13 protein-coding genes and 2 tRNA genes are annotated in these 15653 nt (G+C 63.7%); 14 read left to right on the forward strand and 1 reads right to left on the reverse strand.

The genetic code is table 11. From position 1 onward, the window contains the following. Positions 1 to 8 precede the first annotated feature (8 nt). The 3 genes from carB to DMO17_RS03300 are packed head-to-tail and all read left to right on the forward strand — an operon-like array spanning position 9 to position 4118. Complete coding sequence (carB, locus tag DMO17_RS03290; protein WP_110680894.1) at positions 9 to 3230, forward strand: carbamoyl-phosphate synthase large subunit; 3222 nt, start codon at positions 9 to 11, stop codon at positions 3228 to 3230. Further along, complete coding sequence (gene greA / locus DMO17_RS03295; RefSeq protein WP_110680895.1) at positions 3227 to 3703, forward strand: transcription elongation factor GreA; 477 nt, start codon at positions 3227 to 3229, stop codon at positions 3701 to 3703. Before carB ends, greA begins: the two co-directional genes overlap by 4 nt. A 13-nt stretch (positions 3704 to 3716) precedes the next feature. Continuing rightward, the gene (locus tag DMO17_RS03300) at positions 3717 to 4118 is read left to right on the forward strand and encodes a DUF4149 domain-containing protein (RefSeq protein WP_110681362.1); all 402 of its coding nucleotides are present in this window, start codon (positions 3717 to 3719) and stop codon (positions 4116 to 4118) included. Between the two features lie 12 nt (positions 4119 to 4130). Here the strand turns inward: DMO17_RS03300 and yhbY are convergent, their stop codons facing one another. Continuing rightward, entirely contained in the window at positions 4131 to 4442 is a 312-nt protein-coding gene (gene yhbY, locus DMO17_RS03305) for a ribosome assembly RNA-binding protein YhbY (RefSeq protein WP_110680896.1), read from the reverse strand. 495 nt (positions 4443 to 4937) lie between these two features. Here yhbY and ftsH point away from each other — a divergent pair, with 495 nt between their 5' ends. The 11 genes from ftsH to rbfA all read left to right on the forward strand — a co-directional run bounded on the left by ftsH (position 4938) and on the right by rbfA (position 15652). Further along, positions 4938 to 6842 carry an ATP-dependent zinc metalloprotease FtsH gene (ftsH, locus tag DMO17_RS03310; RefSeq protein ID WP_110680897.1) on the forward strand — a complete coding sequence of 635 codons (1905 nt, stop codon included), beginning with the start codon at positions 4938 to 4940 and terminating at the stop codon, positions 6840 to 6842. Between the two features lie 9 nt (positions 6843 to 6851). Beyond that, positions 6852 to 7703 (forward strand): dihydropteroate synthase, encoded by an 852-nt coding sequence (gene folP / locus DMO17_RS03315; RefSeq protein WP_110680898.1) that lies wholly within the window; start codon positions 6852 to 6854, stop codon positions 7701 to 7703. A 17-nt stretch (positions 7704 to 7720) separates the two neighbouring features. Next, positions 7721 to 9058 carry a phosphoglucosamine mutase gene (gene glmM / locus DMO17_RS03320; RefSeq protein WP_110680899.1) on the forward strand — a complete coding sequence of 446 codons (1338 nt, stop codon included), beginning with the start codon at positions 7721 to 7723 and terminating at the stop codon, positions 9056 to 9058. 65 nt (positions 9059 to 9123) lie between these two features. Next, positions 9124 to 9879, forward strand: a complete 756-nt coding sequence (gene tpiA / locus DMO17_RS03325; RefSeq protein ID WP_110680900.1) for a triose-phosphate isomerase — start codon at positions 9124 to 9126, stop codon at positions 9877 to 9879. Between the two features lie 4 nt (positions 9880 to 9883). Beyond that, entirely contained in the window at positions 9884 to 10264 is a 381-nt protein-coding gene (secG, locus tag DMO17_RS03330) for a preprotein translocase subunit SecG (RefSeq protein ID WP_110680901.1), read from the forward strand. A 10-nt stretch (positions 10265 to 10274) separates the two neighbouring features. Continuing rightward, positions 10275 to 10360 (forward strand) — tRNA-Leu (locus DMO17_RS03335). 94 nt (positions 10361 to 10454) lie between these two features. Beyond that, a tRNA-Val gene (locus DMO17_RS03340) sits at positions 10455 to 10529 on the forward strand. Between the two features lie 129 nt (positions 10530 to 10658). Beyond that, positions 10659 to 11117 (forward strand): ribosome maturation factor RimP, encoded by a 459-nt coding sequence (rimP, locus tag DMO17_RS03345; RefSeq protein WP_110680902.1) that lies wholly within the window; start codon positions 10659 to 10661, stop codon positions 11115 to 11117. Between the two features lie 47 nt (positions 11118 to 11164). Continuing rightward, a complete protein-coding gene (gene nusA, locus DMO17_RS03350; protein WP_110680903.1) occupies positions 11165 to 12646 on the forward strand; it encodes a transcription termination factor NusA in 1482 nt (493 codons plus the stop codon). Positions 12647 to 12673: 27 nt separating this feature from the next. Further along, positions 12674 to 15175 carry a translation initiation factor IF-2 gene (gene infB / locus DMO17_RS03355; RefSeq protein ID WP_110680904.1) on the forward strand — a complete coding sequence of 834 codons (2502 nt, stop codon included), beginning with the start codon at positions 12674 to 12676 and terminating at the stop codon, positions 15173 to 15175. Positions 15176 to 15274: 99 nt separating this feature from the next. Beyond that, positions 15275 to 15652: a 30S ribosome-binding factor RbfA gene (rbfA, locus tag DMO17_RS03360; RefSeq protein ID WP_110680905.1), complete on the forward strand. Its 378-nt coding sequence runs from the start codon at positions 15275 to 15277 to the stop codon at positions 15650 to 15652. Position 15653: the final 1 nt, after the last annotated feature.

Consider the following 15653-nt stretch of genomic DNA (forward strand, 5'->3'; position numbering starts at 1 on the left):
TAAGAAACATGCCAAAACGTACAGACATCAAAAGCATCCTGATCCTCGGCGCCGGCCCCATCGTCATCGGCCAGGCCTGCGAGTTCGACTACTCAGGCGCCCAGGCCTGCAAGGCCCTGAAGGAAGAAGGCTTCCGCGTCATCCTGGTGAACTCCAACCCGGCCACCATCATGACCGACCCGGCCATGGCCGACGCCACCTACATCGAGCCGATCAAGTGGGCCACCGTGGCCAAGATCATCGAGAAGGAGCGCCCGGACGCCCTGCTGCCGACCATGGGTGGCCAGACCGCGCTGAACTGCGCCCTGGACCTGGAAAAGCACGGCATCCTGGAGAAGTTCGGCGTCGAGATGATCGGTGCCAACGCCGACACCATCGACAAGGCCGAAGACCGTTCGCGCTTCGACAAGGCCATGAAGAGCATCGGCCTGGCCTGCCCGCGCTCCGGCATCGCGCACAACATGGAAGAGGCCTACGGCGTGCTGGAGCAGGTGGGCTTCCCCTGCATCATCCGGCCGTCCTTCACCATGGGCGGCACCGGCGGCGGCATCGCCTACAACCGTGAAGAATTCGAGGAAATCTGCGCTCGCGGCCTGGATCTGTCGCCGACCAGCGAGCTGCTGATCGACGAATCGCTGATCGGCTGGAAGGAGTACGAGATGGAGGTGGTCCGCGACAAGAAGGACAACTGCATCATCGTCTGCTCCATCGAGAACTTCGACCCGATGGGCGTGCACACCGGCGACTCGATCACCGTGGCCCCGGCCCAGACCCTGACCGACAAGGAATACCAGATCATGCGCAACGCCTCCCTGGCGGTGCTGCGCGAGATCGGCGTGGAAACCGGCGGCTCCAACGTGCAGTTCGGCATCTGCCCGAACACCGGGCGCATGGTGGTGATCGAGATGAACCCGCGCGTGTCGCGCTCCTCGGCCCTGGCTTCCAAGGCCACCGGCTTCCCGATCGCCAAGATCGCCGCCAAGCTGGCCGTCGGCTACACCCTCGATGAGCTCTCCAACGACATCACTGGCGGTCGTACCCCGGCCTCGTTCGAGCCGGCCATCGACTACGTCGTGACCAAGATCCCGCGCTTCGCCTTCGAGAAGTTCCCCAAGGCCGACGCCCGCCTGACCACCCAGATGAAGTCCGTGGGTGAAGTCATGGCCATCGGCCGCACCTTCCAGGAGTCCGTGCAGAAAGCCCTGCGCGGCCTGGAAGTGGGCGTCGCCGGTTTCGATCCGAAGCTCGACCTCAACGACCCGGAAGCCGAGAGCACCCTGCGTCGCGAACTGACCGTGCCCAGTGCCGACCGCATCTGGTATGTGGCCGATGCCTTCCGCGCCGGCAAGAGCGTCGCCGAAGTGTTCGAGCTGACCCGCATCGACGAGTGGTTCCTGGTGCAGATCGAGGACCTGGTCAAGGACGAGGAGAAGGTCAAGACCCTCGGCCTGTCCGCCATCGACTACGACCTGATGTTCAAGCTCAAGCGCAAGGGCTTCTCCGATGCGCGCCTGGCCAAGCTGCTCGGCGTTTCCGAGAAGAGCCTGCGCGCCCATCGCCACAAGCTGAAAGTGCTGCCGGTGTACAAGCGCGTGGACACCTGCGCCGCCGAATTCGCCACCGACACCGCCTACATGTACTCGACCTACGAGGAAGAGTGCGAGGCCGCGCCGTCGACCCGCGACAAGATCATGATCCTCGGTGGCGGCCCCAACCGCATCGGCCAGGGCATCGAGTTCGATTACTGCTGCGTGCACGCGGCGCTGGCCATGCGTGAAGACGGCTACGAGACCATCATGGTCAACTGCAACCCGGAAACCGTCTCCACCGACTACGACACCTCCGACCGCCTGTACTTCGAGCCGGTGACCCTGGAAGACGTGCTGGAAATCGTCCACGTCGAGCAGCCGAAAGGCGTGATCGTGCAGTACGGTGGCCAGACTCCGCTGAAGATCTGTCGCGCCCTGGAAGAGGCCGGCGTGCCGATCATCGGCACCAGCCCCGAGGCCATCGATCGCGCCGAAGACCGCGAGCGCTTCCAGCAGATGGTCCAGCGCCTCGGCCTGCGCCAGCCGGCCAACGCCACCGCGCGCAGCGAAGACGAGGCCCTGGCCCTGTCCAAGGGCATCGGCTACCCGATGGTCGTGCGTCCGTCCTACGTGCTGGGCGGCCGGGCGATGGAAATCGTCTACCAGGAAGAAGAGCTCAAGCGCTATATGCGCGAAGCGGTGAAAGTGTCCAACGACAGCCCGGTGCTGCTGGATCGCTTCCTCAACTGCGCCATCGAAGTGGACGTGGATGCGGTGTGCGACGGCGAGACCGTGGTGATCGGCGCCATCATGCAGCACATCGAACAGGCCGGCGTGCACTCCGGCGACTCCGCCTGCTCGCTGCCGCCTTACTCTCTGCCGGCGCACATCCAGGACGAGATCCGCGAGCAGGTCAAGAAGATGGCCCTGGAGCTCGGCGTGGTCGGCCTGATGAACGTGCAGATGGCCGTGCAGGGCGAGGACATCTACGTCATCGAAGTGAACCCGCGCGCCTCGCGTACCGTGCCGTTCGTCTCCAAGTGCGTCGGCGAGTCGCTGGCCAAGGTGGCCGCCCGGGTCATGGCCGGCAAGAGCCTGGCCGAGGTCGGCTACACCAAGGAAATCATCCCGCCGTTCTTCAGCGTCAAGGAAGCGGTGTTCCCCTTCGCCAAATTCCCGGGCGTCGACCCGATCCTCGGCCCGGAAATGAAGTCCACCGGCGAGGTGATGGGCGTCGGCGACAGCTTCGGCGAAGCCTTCGCCAAGGCTCAGGTCGGTGCCAGCGAGATCCTGCCGAACTCCGGCTGCGCCTTCATCAGTGTGCGCGAGGACGACAAGGAGCAGGCGGTGCAGGTAGCACGTGACCTGGTGGCGCTGGGCTTCGAGGTGGTGGCCACTGCGGGCACCGCCAAAGTGATCGAGGCGGCCGGTCTGCCGGTGCGCCGGGTGAACAAGGTGACCGAAGGTCGTCCGCATGTCGTCGATATGATCAAGAACGACGAAGTCACCCTGATCATCAACACCACCGAGGGGCGTCAGTCCATCGCTGACTCCTACTCGATCCGTCGTAACGCTCTGCAGCACAAGATCTACTGCACCACCACCATCGCGGCGGGGCAGGCGGTCTGCGAGGCGCTCAAGTTCGGTCCCGAGAAGACCGTGCGCCGGCTGCAGGATCTGCATGCAGGAATCAAGGCATGAACAAGTACCCCATGACCGTCCAGGGCGCTCGCGCCCTGGAAGAGGAACTGGCGCATCTGACCAAGGTGCGCCGCCCCGCGCTCAGCCAGGCGATCGCCGAGGCTCGTGAGCTGGGTGACCTCAAGGAAAACGCCGAATACCACGCCGCCCGCGAGGAGCAGGGCATGGTCGAGGCGCGTATCCGCGATATCGAGGGGCGTCTGCAGCATGCGGTGGTGATCGACGTCACCACCATCCCGCACAGCGGCAAGGTGATCTTCGGTACCACCGTCGACATCGCCAACTGCGATACCGACGAGACCGTGACCTACCAGATCGTCGGTGAGGACGAGGCCGACATCAAGGTCGGCAAGCTGTCGGTCAGTTCGCCCATCGCCCGCGCCCTGGTGGGCAAGGAGGAGGGTGACGTGGTGGCGGTGCAGACCCCCAGCGGCTTGGTCGAGTACGAGATTGTCGAAGTCCGCCATATTTAAGCGTCAGCGACCGCTGCGTGCCGGCAGCATCAGTTGGCAGCTGGCCCAGACCTTCTGGGTCGGCGGCCTCTGGCTGCTACATTTCGTCATGCTGCCGGCGCTGGAAAAGCTGGGGCTGGCGCCGCTGCTGATCGCCGAGATCAGCGCCGTGCTGGCGCCGCTGTTGATCGGCTTCGCCGCCTTCTGCGCGCTGTTGCAGGGCATGGTGCTGGCTCAGGCCGAGGGGCTGCCCAGCCTGTGGCGCGACATGCGCGGTCAGCTGTTGCTGGTGGTGCTGGGCATGGCTGCGGCCTTCTTCGTCGTGCGCCACTGGCTGCCGGATGCCCAGCGCTGGCTGCAGTTCAACTATCTGGTGCTGGCCCTGTGTGGCCTGGTGCTGGTGCTGCAACCGCTGCCGGGGCAGCGGAGCGAGTAGGGCGGGCCGCTATCAGGCCTGATAGCGATGGATGTTCGACAGGTTCTTGTTCGGCTTGGGGTTCTTGCGGTAGATCAGGGCCATCTTGCCGATCACCTGGACCAGCTCGCAGCGGCTGACGGCGGCCAGTTCGTCGATCAGGGCGCGGCGATCATCGCGCTCGGTCAGGCGGAACTGCACCTTGATCAGCTCGTGATCATTGAGTGCGCGCTCCAGTTCGGCCAGCACGCCTTCGGTCAGGCCGTTCTCGGCCACGATCAATACCGGTTTCAGGTGGTGACCGATAGATTTGAAGTGTTTCTTCTGTTCGTTGGTAAGCGCCATAATCTGACCCTGTTGCTATGGAAGTCGGCCCTGCTGGACGGGTTGGCCCTAGCCATTGACCATCCTGTTGCCGGTGCGCCGGCCGAAAACCCCATAGTTTACCCGAGCCGGCACGGCTACGCCCGTTTCTATTCGGGGCGGGAATGTGGCATTGGTGAGGGTGCATTGCGTCGCTATGCGGAGCCTGCGGGCCTTGTGATTTGCAGCATGGCCCCAATATGAGTGCGGTGAGGGTTTCCGCTCGTCGCTTGGCTGTTCTGCGGGATGCGGGGGCGAGCTGCCGCGGTACTCGGTTGGCCTGGGTTTTCCAGGGCGCCTAGACTGGAACCGCTGGCTTGCCGGACGGGGCCGATGGTCGAGGTCTCATAAAGGGTTACAGACGGTCCCTGCCTGCCGCGGCGGGTTGTGTAGTAAGTTAGGTTGGTAATCCACCAGCCGTCATGTGAAGCGTGTTTCAGGACGGGGCTCGTTTCCGAGGGTAGCGAATTGAACGACATGGCAAAGAACCTGATCCTGTGGCTGATCATCGCAGCCGTCCTGGTCACGGTGATGAACAACTTCTCCAGCCCGAGCGAAGCCGGCAAGCTGAACTATTCCGAGTTCATCCAGCAGGTCCAGGAAGGCAAGGTCCGGCAGGTCACTGTCGATGGCTACATCATCAGCGGCAAGAATCTCGATGGCACCACCTTCGAGACCGTGCGTCCGGCTATCGAGGACCGTGGCCTGATCAAGGACCTGATCGACAACAACGTCGAGATCGTCGGCAAGCAGCCGGAGCGCCAGAGCATCTGGACCCAGCTGCTGGTCGCCAGCTTCCCGATCCTGGTGATCATCGCCGTGTTCATGTTCTTCATGCGCCAGATGCAGGGCGGCGGCGGCGGTCGTGGTGGCCCGATGAGCTTCGGCAAGTCCAAGGCGCGCCTGCTCTCCGAAGATCAGGTCAAGACCACCCTGGCCGACGTCGCCGGTTGTGACGAGGCCAAGGAAGAAGTCGGTGAGCTGGTCGAGTTCCTGCGTGATCCCGGCAAGTTCCAGCGCCTCGGCGGGCGTATCCCGCGCGGTGTGCTGATGGTCGGCCCGCCGGGTACCGGCAAGACTCTGCTGGCCAAGGCCATCGCCGGTGAGGCCAAGGTGCCGTTCTTCACCATTTCCGGTTCCGACTTCGTCGAGATGTTCGTCGGTGTCGGCGCCTCCCGCGTGCGCGACATGTTCGAGCAGGCCAAGAAGCATGCGCCCTGCATTATCTTCATCGACGAGATCGATGCCGTCGGTCGCCATCGTGGCGCCGGTCTGGGCGGTGGTCACGACGAGCGCGAGCAGACCCTCAACCAGCTGCTGGTGGAGATGGACGGCTTCGAGATGAACGATGGCATCATCGTCATCGCCGCCACCAACCGTCCAGACGTGCTGGACCCCGCGCTGCTGCGTCCGGGCCGCTTCGACCGCCAGGTGGTGGTAGGCCTGCCGGACATCCGTGGTCGCGAGCAGATCCTGAAAGTGCACATGCGCAAGGTGCCGGTGGGCGACAACGTCGAGCCGGCCGTGATTGCCCGCGGCACCCCGGGCTTCTCCGGCGCCGACCTGGCCAACCTGGTCAACGAGGCTTCGCTGTTCGCCGCCCGTGCCAGCAAGCGCCTGGTGGAGATGAAGGAGTTCGAGCTGGCCAAGGACAAGATCATGATGGGCGCCGAGCGCAAATCCATGGTCATGTCCGAGAAGGAGAAGCTCAACACCGCCTACCACGAGGCCGGCCATGCCATCGTCGGGCGCCTGGTGCCCGAGCATGATCCGGTCTACAAGGTGTCGATCATTCCGCGCGGCCGCGCTCTGGGCGTGACCATGTTCCTGCCGGAAGAGGATCGCTACAGCCTGTCCAAGCGCGCCCTGACCAGCCAGATATGCTCGCTGTTCGGCGGTCGTATCGCCGAGGAGATGACCCTGGGCTTCGATGGCGTCACCACCGGCGCCTCCAACGACATCATGCGCGCCACCCGCCTGGCGCGGAACATGGTGACCAAGTGGGGCCTGTCGGAGAAGCTCGGTCCGCTGATGTACGCGGAGGAAGAGGGTGAGGTATTCCTCGGTCGCAGCGCCGGCAGTCAGCACGCTAACGTCTCCGGGGAGACCGCCAAGGCCATCGACGAGGAAGTGCGCAGCATCATCGACGGCTGCTACGGTACTGCTAAGCGCCTGCTGGAAGAGAATCGCGACAAGCTCGATATGATGGCCGACGCGCTGATGAAGTACGAAACCATCGACGCCGACCAGATCGACGACATCATGGCTGGTCGTACTCCGCGCGAGCCGCGTGACTGGCAGGGTGGTTCCGGTACTCCGGCATCCAAGGAGCAGGCCGAGCGCCCGGAGACCCCGATCGGCGGCCCGGCGGGTGAGCACTAAGGCCCGCACATGATTCTTCCGCAGTACCCGCTCCGGCTGCCCTGTGGCAGCCGGATGCTCGATCTGGCCCAGCCGCAGGTGATGGGCATCCTCAACGTCACTCCCGACTCCTTTTCCGATGGTGGCCGTTTCGCTGCGCGTGACGCTGCCTTGCGCCATGCCGCCGCGATGGTGGCGGCTGGTGCCACCCTGATCGATGTGGGGGGCGAGTCAACCCGTCCCGGTGCGCGGCCGGTCTCCCCTGTCGAGGAGCTCGAGCGGGTGGCACCGATGGTCGAGGCCATCGCTGCCGAGCTGGATGTGATCATCTCCCTCGATACTTCGACTCCTGCTGTCATGCGTGAGGGGGCTCGTCTTGGTGCGGGCCTCATCAACGACGTGCGTTCACTGCGTCGTGATGGCGCCTTGGAAGCCGCGGCCGACACCGGGTTGCCGGTCTGCCTGATGCACATGCTGGGTGAGCCGGGCAACATGCAGCAGAATCCGCAGTATCAGGATGTGGTGGGCGAGGTGCGCGATTTCCTGGCTCGGCGCATGGCCGAGTGCGCCGCTGCCGGCATCCCTGCGGAACGATTGGTTCTCGATCCGGGCTTCGGTTTTGCCAAGACGCTCGGACACAATCTGAGCCTGTTCAAGCATCTGGAAATGCTGCACGAACTGGGGCGGCCGCTGCTGGTGGGCGTTTCGCGCAAGAGTATGATCGGCCAGGCGCTTGGGCGCGAGGTGCACGAGCGCCTGGCTGGCGGCCTCGCTCTGGCTGCCTTGGCGGTGGCCAAGGGAGCCTGCATCCTGCGGGTTCACGATGTCGCCGAAACGGTCGATGCGGTGCGTATGGTCGCGGCCGTGCAGGCAGCAGAATAAGAACTGGAGTTTAGGAAATGGGTAGAAAGTATTTCGGTACCGATGGTATCCGCGGTCTGGTGGGGCAGTTCCCTATCACGCCCGAGTTCATCCTCAAGCTGGGCTGGGCGGCCGGCATGGCTTTTCGCAAGCAGGGCAAGTGCCGCATCCTGATCGGCAAGGACACGCGGATTTCCGGATATATGTTCGAGTCGGCCCTGGAGGCCGGCTTGGTCGCTGCCGGTGCGGATGTGATGCTCCTGGGGCCGATGCCGACACCGGCCATCGCCTACCTGACCCGTACCTTTCAGGCCGATGCGGGGATCGTCATCAGTGCCTCGCACAATCCGCATCATGACAACGGCTTCAAGTTCTTTTCCGGCAAGGGTACCAAGCTGCCGGACGAAATCGAGCTGATGATCGAGGAGTTGCTCGACCAGCCGATGACGGTGGTGGAGTCCGAGCAGCTCGGCAAGGTCTCGCGCATCAACGATGCAGCGGGTCGCTACATCGAGTTCTGCAAGAGCAGCGTGCCGAGCAGTACCAGCTTCTCCGGGCTCAAGCTGGTCATCGACTGCGCCCATGGTGCCACCTACAAGGTTGCGCCCAGCGTGTTTCGTGAGCTTGGTGCCCAGGTTTCCGTGCTCTCTGCGCAGCCCAATGGGCTAAACATCAACGATAACTGCGGTTCGACGCACGTCGAGGCACTGCAGGCTGAAGTGCTGGCGCAGCAGGCGGATCTGGGTATCGCCTTTGATGGCGATGGCGATCGCGTGCTGATGGTCGACCATACCGGTGCTGCCGTGGATGGCGATGAGCTGCTCTACATCATCGCGCGCGATCTGCTGGAACGCGGCAAGCTGCAGGGTGGGGTGGTCGGAACGTTGATGAGCAACCTTGGCCTGGAGCTGGCCCTGGTCGAGCTAGGCATCCCCTTTGTGCGCGCCAAGGTTGGCGATCGTTATGTGATGGCCGAGTTGCAGGGGCGCGACTGGCAGCTGGGTGGCGAGAACTCGGGGCATCTGGTGTGCTGCCAGCACACCACCACGGGGGATGCGATCATCGCTGCGCTGCAGGTGCTGATGGCGCTCAAGCGTGCCGATGTGAATCTGGCGCAGGCCCGGCAGGCACTGCGCAAGTGTCCTCAGGTATTGATCAATGTTCGCCTGAATGGCTCGGTCGACCCGGTCGAGCATCCGGCGGTGCAGGAAGCCTGCGCGCGCGTGACCGAGCGTATGGCTGGGCGTGGTCGTGTGTTGCTGCGCAAGTCCGGAACCGAACCGCTGGTGCGAGTAATGGTCGAGGGTGACGACGAGCGACAGGTGCGTGCCTATGCCGAGGAGCTGGCCAAGGTGGTCGCCGAGGTTTGTGCCTGAATCGGCTTGCGAGGGTGGAGGCTCTTGGGTAACATCTGCGCCCACTTTGAACGACGAGGTTCGGCATGCGTCGCCCCCTGGTAGCTGGTAACTGGAAAATGCACGGTACCCGCGCCAGCGTCGCAGAGCTGATCAAGGGTTTGCGCCAGCTGGCGCTGCCGACAGGTGTTGAGGTCGCGGTGATGCCCCCCTGTCTGTATATCGGTCAAGTGCTGGCCGGTCTCGAAGGTAAGGCAATCGCGGTTGGTGCGCAGAATTCTGCGGTCGAGCCCATGCAGGGTGCCCTGACTGGAGAGATTGCGCCGAGTCAGCTGGCCGATGCGGGCTGCAGCATGGTGCTGGTTGGTCACTCCGAGCGTCGTCTGGTTCTTGGCGAGCGCGATGATCAGGTGGCGCGTAAGTTTGCGGCGGCCCAATCCTGTGGGTTGGTACCCGTGCTGTGTGTGGGGGAGACGCTGGAGCAGCGGCAGTCCGGCCAGACTCTGGCGGTGGTATCTGCCCAGTTGGGCAGTGTCATCGATGAGTTGGGCGTTGGGGCGTTTGCCAGTGCTGTAGTGGCTTACGAGCCGGTCTGGGCCATAGGTACCGGACTGACTGCCTCCCCGCAGCAGGCGCAGGAAGTGCATGCGGCGATTCGCGCACAGCTAGCTGCCGAAAGTGCTGAAGTGGCGCGCGGTTTGAGGATTCTGTATGGCGGCAGTGTGAAGGCCGCCAATGCTGCCGAGCTGTTCGGCATGCCGGATATCGATGGGGGGCTCATTGGTGGAGCCTCCTTGAATGCGGATGAGTTCGGTGCGATCTGTCGCGCTGCAGGAAACTGAGAAAATGCTGGAAACCATCGTTGTTGTGTTGCATCTGTTGGTGGCTCTCGGGGTCGTCGGTTTCGTGCTGATCCAGCAGGGCAAGGGTGCCGATGCGGGCGCATCCTTCGGTGCAGGCGCTTCGGCCACCGTGTTCGGTAGCCAAGGTTCCGCTACCTTTCTGAGTCGCTTTACTGCTATACTCGCTACGGTTTTTTTCATTACCAGCTTGGGCTTAGCGTATTTTGCTAAAGAAAAAGCTGATATGCTGACGCAAGAAGGTCTGCCGGATCCGGCGGTTCTCGAAGTGCAGCAGAAGCCGGCCGTCGAAGACGTTCCGGTGCTCGAAGAGCAGAAGACGGCAGTCGAACAGGCTGACGTTCCGCAGGCTCCGGAGCAGAAGTAATACCCTCTTTGCCGAGGTGGTGGAATTGGTAGACACGCTACCTTGAGGTGGTAGTGGCCATAGGCTGTAGGGGTTCGAGTCCCCTCCTCGGTACCATACAAGACAGAGCCCGCTTTCGCGGGCTCTTTCGTTTCCAGGGCGTTGGTTGACCCTGTGGGTCATGATCCGTATACTTCTGGCCCAGCTTTGGCGCGGGGTGGAGCAGTCTGGTAGCTCGTCGGATTCACTATCCGAAGGTCGTTGGTTCATCCAGCCCCCGCAACCAGTAGTAGTGAAGCCCCTTTTCAGGGGCTTTTTGCTAGCTGGACAGTCCGCCGCCGACCCTGGTCGGGCGGCACGATGGATGGGCGTTTCGCCCATTTTTTATTTCTACGACATGCGCGGAGGGCTTCGGGTGTCGAGCAAGCTGGAACAGTTGCAGGCCATGCTGGCCCCGGTGGTCGAGTCTCTCGGCTACCAGTGCTGGGGGATTGAGTTCATTTCCCAGGGGCGGCATTCGTTGCTGCGTGTGTATATCGATCGCGAAGGCGGCATTCTGGTAGACGACTGCGAGGTGGTTAGTCGCCAGGTCAGTGCTGTGCTGGATGTCGAGGATCCGATCAGCAGTGAGTACACCCTGGAGGTGTCGTCGCCGGGCATGGATCGGCCGCTGTTCACTCTCGAGCAGTTCGCCCAGCATGCCGGAGAGCAGGTGAAGATCAAGCTGCGTTCGCCCTTCGACGGGCGGCGCAATTTCCAGGGCCTCCTCCGCGGAGTGGAGGAGCAGGACGTGGTGGTGCTGGTGGATGACCACGAATTCCTGTTGCCGATCGATCTGATCGACAAGGCCAATATTATCCCCCGTTTTGACTGAGACGCGGATCCCGCGGGTCCAATGGATTGCGAAAGGCGAGGCGTACGATGAGTAAAGAAGTACTGCTGGTTGTAGAGTCGGTATCCAACGAGAAAGGTGTACCGGCCGGTGTGATTTTCGAGGCACTGGAACTGGCGCTGGCGACAGCGACCAAGAAACGTTTCGACGACGAGGTCGAGCTGCGCGTGGCGATCAATCGTCATAACGGCAGCTATGAGACTTTCCGCTGCTGGACCGTGGTCGAGGAAGACGATCTGGAGAACCCGGCGGCCCAGCTGACCGTGGAGCAGGCCCAGGAGCGTCAGCCCGGCGCCAAGGTCGGCGATGTCATCGAGGAGCCTGTCGAGTCCATCGAGTTCGGCCGCATCGCCGCGCAAACCGCCAAGCAGGTGATCGTGCAGAAAGTGCGCGAGGCCGAGCGTGCCCAGGTGGTCGATGCCTACCGCGAGCGCGTCGGCGAGATCATCTCCGGCACCGTGAAGAAGGTCACCCGCGACAGCGTGATCGTCGACCTGGGCAATAACGCCGAGGCTCTGCTGGCCCGCGAGGACATCATCCCGCGCGAAACCTTCCGTGTCGGCGCCCGCGTGCGCGCCCTGCTCAAGGAGATCCGCACCGAGAACCGTGGTCCGCAGCTGATCCTGTCGCGCACTGCGCCGCAGATGCTGATCGAGCTGTTCACCATCGAGGTTCCGGAAATCGCCGAAGGCCTGATCGAAGTGATGGCCGCCGCTCGCGATCCGGGCTCGCGCGCCAAGATCGCCGTGCGCTCCAAGGACAAGCGTATCGATCCGCAGGGCGCCTGCATCGGTATGCGTGGCTCGCGCGTACAGGCCGTTTCCGGCGAGATCGGTGGCGAGCGCGTTGACATCGTGCTGTGGGACGAGAACGTCGCCCAGTTCGTGATCAACGCCATGGCTCCGGCCGAAGTGGCGGCGATCATCGTCGACGAAGATGCCCATGCCATGGACATCGCCGTGGCCGAGGACAACCTGGCCCAGGCTATCGGTCGCGGTGGCCAGAACGTGCGCCTGGCCAGCCAGCTGACCGGCTGGACCCTGAACGTGATGACCGAGGCCGACATCCAGGCCAAGCAGCAGGCCGAGACTGGAGACATCCTGCAGCGCTTCGTCGAAGAGCTGGATGTCGACGAGGAGCTGGCCCAGGTACTGGTCGAGGAAGGCTTCACCAGCCTGGAAGAGATCGCCTACGTGCCGATGGAGGAGATGCTCAGCATCGACGGCTTCGACGAGGACATCGTCAACGAACTGCGTGCTCGTGCCAAGGATCGTCTGCTGACCAAGGCCATCGCCAACGAAGAAAAACTGGCCGATGCGCAACCGGCCGAAGACCTGCTGTCCCTGGACGGCATGGACAAGACCCTGGCCCAGGAACTGGCGGTGCGTGGTGTAGTTACCCGCGAAGACCTGGCCGAGCAGTCGATCGACGACCTGCTCGACATCGACGGCATCGACGAAGAGCGTGCCGGCAAGCTGATCATGGCCGCCCGAGCCCATTGGTTCGAGTAAGCGGTTGCGGCCTGAGGAGAGAAATGCATGACGCAAGTCACGGTGAAAGAACTGGCCCAAGTGGTCGACACACCGGTGGAGCGCCTGCTGCAGCAGATGCGTGAGGCGGGACTGCCGCACACCAGTGCCGAGCAAGTGGTGACCGATAACGAGAAGCAGGCCCTGCTGGCCCATCTGAAGAGCAGCCACGGCGAGAAGCTGGAAGAGCCGCGCAAGATCACCCTGCAGCGCAAGACCACCACCACCCTGAAGGTTGCCGGTAGCAAGACCATCAGCGTGGAAGTGCGCAAGAAGAAGACCTACGTCAAACGCAGCCCGGCCGAAATCGAGGCCGAGAAGCAGCGCGAGCTGGAAGAGCAGCGTGCCGCCGAAGAGGCCGCGCGCCTGAAGGCCGAGGAAGAGGCACGCAAACAGGCCGAGGCGGAAGCCCGCAAGCAGCAGGATGCAGCTGCCCTGGCCGCTGTTGCGCCTGCTGCGGGCGTTGATGCGCCGGCCCCCGCCGTGGTGGTCAACGAAACCGCTGCTGCGGCCGTGGAGCGCAAGAAGGAAGAGGCGCGTCGCGCCGAGAAGGACAAGCCTGTGCGCAGCGACGATGACGAGCGCCGCGACCGCAAGCATGCTCAGCACCGTCCGACCCTGAAAGACAAGGCACCGGCTCCGCGTGTCGCTCCGCGTAGCACCGACGAGGAAGTCGATGACTTCCGTCGTGGCCGTGGCGGCCGGATGAAGCCGAAGAAGCGTAATCAGCACGGGTTCCAGAGCCCGACAGGACCTATAGTGCGCGAAGTAGCGATCGGCGAGACCATTACCGTTGCCGAGCTGGCCGCCCAGATGTCGGTCAAGGGCGCCGAAGTGGTCAAGTTCATGTTCAAGATGGGCTCCCCGGTGACCATCAACCAGGTCCTGGACCAGGAGACCGCGCAGCTGGTCGCCGAGGAAATGGGCCACAAGGTCAAGCTGGTCAGCGAGAACGCCCTCGAAGAGCAGCTGGCCGAGTCGCTGAAGTTCGAAGGCGAGGCTTTCTCCCGCGCGCCGGTGGTGACCGTGATGGGTCACGTCGACCACGGCAAGACTTCCCTGCTCGACTACATCCGTCGCGCCAAGGTGGCCGCGGGCGAAGCCGGCGGTATCACCCAGCACATCGGTGCCTATCACGTGGAAACCGACCGCGGCATGGTCACCTTCCTCGACACCCCCGGCCACGCCGCGTTCACCGCCATGCGTGCTCGTGGTGCCAAGGCCACCGACATCGTCATCCTGGTAGTGGCGGCCGACGACGGCGTGATGCCGCAGACCCAGGAAGCGGTGCAGCACGCGAAAGCGGCTGGCGTGCCGATCGTGGTTGCGGTGAACAAGATGGACAAGCCGGAAGCCAACCCGGACAACATCAAGAACGGCCTGGCCGCGCTGGATGTGATCCCGGAAGAGTGGGGCGGCGATACCCCGTTCGTACCCGTTTCGGCCAAGGCCGGTACCGGCGTCGACGAGCTGCTGGAAGCCGTGCTGCTGCAGGCCGAGATGCTCGAGCTGAAAGCCACTCCGGCGGCCCCGGGCCGCGGCGTGGTGGTCGAATCGCGCCTGGACAAGGGCCGCGGCCCGGTGGCGACCGTGCTGGTGCAGGACGGTACCCTGCGCCAGGGCGACATGGTACTGGTCGGCGTCAACTACGGCCGCGTGCGCGCCATGCTCGACGAGAACGGCAAGACCATCAAGGAAGCCGGTCCGTCCATCCCGGTCGAGATCCTCGGCCTGGACGGCACCCCGGATGCCGGTGACGAAATGATGGTGGTGGCTGACGAGAAGAAGGCCCGCGAAGTCGCCCTGTTCCGCCAGGGCAAGTTCCGCGAGGTCAAGCTCGCCCGCCAGCACAGCTCGAAGCTGGAGAACATCTTCGAGACCATGGGCCAGGACGAGAAGAAGACCCTCAACATCGTGCTCAAGTCCGATGTGCGTGGCTCCCTCGAGGCCCTGCAGGGTGCTCTGGCCGACCTCGGCAACGAGGAAGTCCAGGTGCGCGTGATCGGTGGCGGCGTCGGTGGTATCACCGAGTCCGATGCCAACCTGGCGCTGGCCTCCAATGCCGTGCTGTTCGGCTTCAACGTGCGTGCCGATGCCGGTGCGCGCAAGATCGTCGAGCAGGAGGGCATCGACCTGCGCTACTACAACGTCATCTACGACATCATCGAGGACGTCAAGAAGGCGCTCACCGGTATGCTCGGCAGCGACGTGCGCGAGAACATCCTGGGCACCGCCGAGGTGCGCGACGTGTTCCGTTCGCCGAAGTTCGGCGCCATCGCCGGCTGCATGGTCATCGAGGGCACCGTCTACCGCAACCGTCCGATCCGCGTGCTGCGCGACGACGTGGTGATCTTCGAAGGCGAGCTGGAATCCCTGCGTCGCTTCAAGGACGACGTCGCCGAAGTGCGTAACGGCATGGAGTGCGGTATCGGCGTGAAGAGCTACAACGACGTCAAGGTCGGGGACAAGATCGAGGTGTTCGAGAAGGTCCAGGTGGCTCGTACGCTCTAAGCGCGAGTTGCAACACGCGACGCCCGGCCCCGCATGTGCGCGGCCGGGCGTTTGCCGCTTTTGAGCCCGCACGCGAAGGCGGCGGGAGAGGTAGGAAAAATGGCCAAAGAATACAGCCGTACCCAGCGCATCGGTGACCAGATGCAGCGCGAGCTGGCGCAGATGATCCCGCGCGAGGTGCGCGATCCGCGCCTGGGCTTCGTCACCGTCACTGCCGTGGATGTCAGCCGCGACCTCGGTCACGCCAAGGTGTTCATCACCCTGATGGGCGAGAACGCTGCCGAGAAGATCAAGCTCAACCTGGAAATCCTCAACGAGGCCGCCGGCTACCTGCGCATGCTGCTGGGCAAGTCGATGAAGGTGCGCAGCGTGCCGCAGCTGCACTTCCACTTCGACGAGAGCATCTCGCGTGGCGTGCACCTGTCGGCGCTGATCGAGCGCGCCGTGGCCGAAGACAGCAAGCATCAGGACGATTGAG

It is taken from the genome of Aquipseudomonas alcaligenes, from assembly GCF_003205495.1.
GTDB lineage: Bacteria > Pseudomonadota > Gammaproteobacteria > Pseudomonadales > Pseudomonadaceae > Aquipseudomonas > Aquipseudomonas alcaligenes_B.

Coding starts and splice junctions, on each gene's coding strand:
- ftsH (WP_110680897.1), top strand. CDS start 4,938: ATGGCAAAGAACCTGATCCTGTGGCTGATCATCGCAGCCGTCCTGGTC.
- rbfA (WP_110680905.1), top strand. CDS start 15,275: ATGGCCAAAGAATACAGCCGTACCCAGCGCATCGGTGACCAGATGCAG.
- tpiA (WP_110680900.1), top strand. CDS start 9,124: ATGCGTCGCCCCCTGGTAGCTGGTAACTGGAAAATGCACGGTACCCGC.
- carB (WP_110680894.1), top strand. CDS start 9: ATGCCAAAACGTACAGACATCAAAAGCATCCTGATCCTCGGCGCCGGC.
- nusA (WP_110680903.1), top strand. CDS start 11,165: ATGAGTAAAGAAGTACTGCTGGTTGTAGAGTCGGTATCCAACGAGAAA.
- yhbY (WP_110680896.1), bottom strand. CDS start 4,442: ATGGCGCTTACCAACGAACAGAAGAAACACTTCAAATCTATCGGTCAC.
- secG (WP_110680901.1), top strand. CDS start 9,884: ATGCTGGAAACCATCGTTGTTGTGTTGCATCTGTTGGTGGCTCTCGGG.
- folP (WP_110680898.1), top strand. CDS start 6,852: ATGATTCTTCCGCAGTACCCGCTCCGGCTGCCCTGTGGCAGCCGGATG.
- infB (WP_110680904.1), top strand. CDS start 12,674: ATGACGCAAGTCACGGTGAAAGAACTGGCCCAAGTGGTCGACACACCG.
- glmM (WP_110680899.1), top strand. CDS start 7,721: ATGGGTAGAAAGTATTTCGGTACCGATGGTATCCGCGGTCTGGTGGGG.
- greA (WP_110680895.1), top strand. CDS start 3,227: ATGAACAAGTACCCCATGACCGTCCAGGGCGCTCGCGCCCTGGAAGAG.